This window comes from Buchnera aphidicola (Pemphigus obesinymphae) (genome assembly GCF_026122815.1).
Lineage (GTDB): Bacteria > Pseudomonadota > Gammaproteobacteria > Enterobacterales > Enterobacteriaceae > Buchnera_C > Buchnera_C aphidicola_BJ.
Window position 1 is genome coordinate 1 of record NZ_JAIWQW010000124.1, and the last position, 299, is coordinate 299.

Sequence of the window (299 nt, forward strand, 5' to 3'; positions counted from 1 at the left end):
GTTAATATTGGATCAGCTAAAGAAATATCACCATAAATAAGAGCAATGTGATTTTTAATACCTATTTCTTCTTCAAATCCAATAATAAAAAAATCGCCCCATGGAGTAGGTAGTTTTGCTTTAAAATTTTTTTTTAAGTTCATAAATTTCCCCAAAATTATTATCTTTTTAACAATAATTTTATATATTTTTGCAAATTAAAATTTAATTATATAATAATTACATATATTAAAAAAATTTCAAAAAATTTATTTAAAATAAATATCAATACATACTTTAAATTAATTATGAAATTATTT

At 17.4% G+C, this 299-nt stretch carries 1 pseudogene; it reads right to left on the minus strand.

Going from position 1 to position 299, the window contains the following annotated elements:
- A pseudogene (ribA, locus tag LDP10_RS03605) lies at nt 1-143 on the minus strand (GTP cyclohydrolase II); the annotation flags it as partial.
- Between the last annotated feature and the right edge of the window lie 156 nt (nt 144-299).